We start from the raw sequence: 2,612 nt of genomic DNA, 5'->3' as shown, positions 1-2,612 counted from the left end.
TGTTGGCGCCGGCCGAAATTTGACCCACCTGTGAGGGTTGTGCCGGTTCAAATTTGACCCGGGTGTTCAGCCTACCCTGCTGCTTTTTTAAGCGGTGGGGGTATGAGGATTGATCACCATGGCCATGATTGGCAAGGTCCTGCGGATGCACCACCGCGAGAACAAATCGGTGCGAGAGATCGCGAGGGCAACGAGCCTGTCGCGCAACACGGTCAGGAAGTACCTGCGCGTGCCGGTGGCGCAGCCACCGAAGTACGTGCGCCGAGCGGCCTCGACGAAGCTGACGCCGTTCATCGAGATGGTGGAGATGGCGTTGTTGGCCGACGCGCGTCGACCGAGGAAGGAGCGGCGAACCGCGCGAGCACTGCTGCAGCAGATTGCGGCGGCGGGCTATGAAGGCGGCTACACCCAGCTGACCGACTTCATTCGAGCGTGGCGAGCGCAGCAAGGGAGTGTTGCGGTCGGCAAAGCGTTCGTGCCACTGGCCTTCGAGTTGGGCGAGGCGTTCCAATTCGACTGGAGCGACGAGGCGCTGGTGATCGGCGGGATCTACCGCAAACTGCAGGTCGCGCACATGAAGCTGTGCGCGAGCCGGGCGTTCTGGCTGGTGGCGTACCCGAGCCAGGGACACGAGATGCTGTTCGATGCCCACACCCGGTCGTTCGCCGCGCTGGGCGGTGTGGCTCGCCGGGGGATCTACGACAACATGAAGACCGCCGTGGACAAGGTGCACAAGGGCAAGGGCCGCACGGTCAACGCGCGCTTCTCGGTGATGTGCGCACACTACCTGTACGACCCCGACTTCTGTAACGTGGCCTCCGGCTGGGAGAAGGGCGTGGTGGAGAAGAACGTCCAGGACAGCCGGCGGCGCATCTGGATCGACGCGCGCGAGCGGCGCTTCGCCAGCTTCGACGAGCTCAATGCCTGGCTGGGAGAGCGCTGCCGGGCGCTCTGGCAAGAGGTCCGGCATCCCGAGCACAAGCAGTTCAGCGTCGCCGAGATGCTCGAGCACGAGCGGGGGCAATTGATGCCGATGCCCGTCGCGTTCGATGGCTACGTCGAGGAGGTGGCCCGGGTGAGCAGCACCTGCCTGGTGTCGGTGGCGCGCAACCGCTACTCGGTGCCGTGCGAACTGGCCGGGCAGATGGTCAGCACGCACCTGTACCCGACGCGCGTGACGGTGGTGGCTGGCGACGCCCTCGTGGCCGAGCACGAGCGGCTCACGGACAAGGGCAAGACGCGCTACGACTGGCAGCACTACATCCCGCTGGTGCAGAGGAAGCCGGGAGCGTTGCGCAATGGGGCGCCGTTCACGGACCTGCCGCAGCCGCTGCAACGGCTGCGCCGCGCGCTGTTGCGCGAGACCGGAGGCGATCGCCTGATGGCCCGGGTGCTGGCTCTGGTGCCGACAGCGGGACTGGAGGCGGTGCTGGTGGCCGTGGAGTTGGCGTTGGACGGCGCGCCGCCCTCGGGGCGCGTGAGCGTCGAGCACGTCATCAACGTGCTCGCGCGTCTGAACGCGGCGCCGCGGCCGGCCAATGTGGAGACAGCGCTGCAGGTGCTGACACCGCCGATTGCCGACACAGCTCGCTATGACCGGCTGCGCAACATCCAGGAGGCCGACCATGCGTGACGTCATTGCCGAACTCAAGGCGCTGCGCTTGCACGGCATGGCCGGGACGTGGGCCGATCTGATCGAGCAGAACAACGCCGAGCTGGAGCGATCGCGCTGGCTCGTCGAGCAGATGCTGCGCGCCGAGACGACCGAGCGCGCCACGCGCTCGGTCAGCCACCAGCTGAACGCGGCAAAGTTCCCGGTGCATCGGGATCTTGCGGGGTTCGACTTCGAGGTCTCTCCGGTGGATCGCAAGCTGGTGCTGCAACTGGCCGACATGAGCTTCACAGATGAAGCGCACAACGTCGTGTTGGTGGGCGGACCCGGCACCGGCAAAAGCCATCTTGCGACGGCCATCGGCGTGGCCGGCATCGTGCAGCATGGCAAGCGCGTGCGCTTCTACTCGACGGTGGACCTGGTCAACGCGCTGGAGCAGGAGAAGGCCCAAGGCAAGGCCGGTCGCATTGCGGCGAGCATGCTGCGCCTGGATGCGGTCGTCTTGGACGAGATGGGATACCTGCCCTTCAGTCAGGCCGGCGGGGCGCTGCTGTTCCACCTACTCTCCAAGCTCTACGAGCACACCAGCGTGGTGGTGACGACCAACCTGGACTTCGCCGAATGGTCCAGCGTGTTCGTGGATCCGAAGATGACCACCGCGCTGCTGGACCGACTCACGCATCACTGCCACATCGTGGAGACGGGCAACGACAGCTACCGCATCACGCACGCCACGGCCAACACGAAGAAGCGCATCCGCGCTCGCGAACAGGAACGAAAGGAGGCCAAGGCGCCACCGGAAGCCCTCGCCTGATCAACGCTTCGAAGGGACAAGGCGCTGCGGGCTTCGCCCTCCGCGCCCTCTAAGACCGAACATCAAGCAAAGCAAGAAAGGAGGAAACAGCTACAGTTATCCACAGTCGGCAACCACGATGCCGGCTTCCATCCCCGGGTCAAAGTTCAACCGGCAGGGTGGGTCAAAGTTCAACCGGCGCCGACA

At 65.5% G+C, this 2,612-nt stretch carries 2 protein-coding genes; both read left to right on the top strand.

The features are described from left to right. The first annotated feature begins 118 nt into the window (after window positions 1-118). The gene (gene istA / locus QZH52_RS38485) at window positions 119-1,633 is read left to right on the top strand and encodes an IS21 family transposase (protein WP_301816526.1); all 1,515 of its coding nucleotides are present in this window, start codon (window positions 119-121) and stop codon (window positions 1,631-1,633) included. After that, window positions 1,626-2,426: an IS21-like element helper ATPase IstB gene (istB, locus tag QZH52_RS38480; RefSeq protein WP_301816525.1), complete on the top strand. Its 801-nt coding sequence runs from the start codon at window positions 1,626-1,628 to the stop codon at window positions 2,424-2,426. The genes istA and istB overlap by 8 nt, the downstream gene beginning before the upstream one ends. The last annotated feature ends 186 nt before the right edge of the window (window positions 2,427-2,612 follow it).

Source organism: Variovorax ginsengisoli (genome assembly GCF_030486595.1).
Taxonomy (GTDB): Bacteria; Pseudomonadota; Gammaproteobacteria; order Burkholderiales; family Burkholderiaceae_C; genus Variovorax; species Variovorax ginsengisoli_B.
Note: the sequence above shows the minus strand (reverse complement) of the source record. Positions and strands in the feature narration are given on the sequence as shown.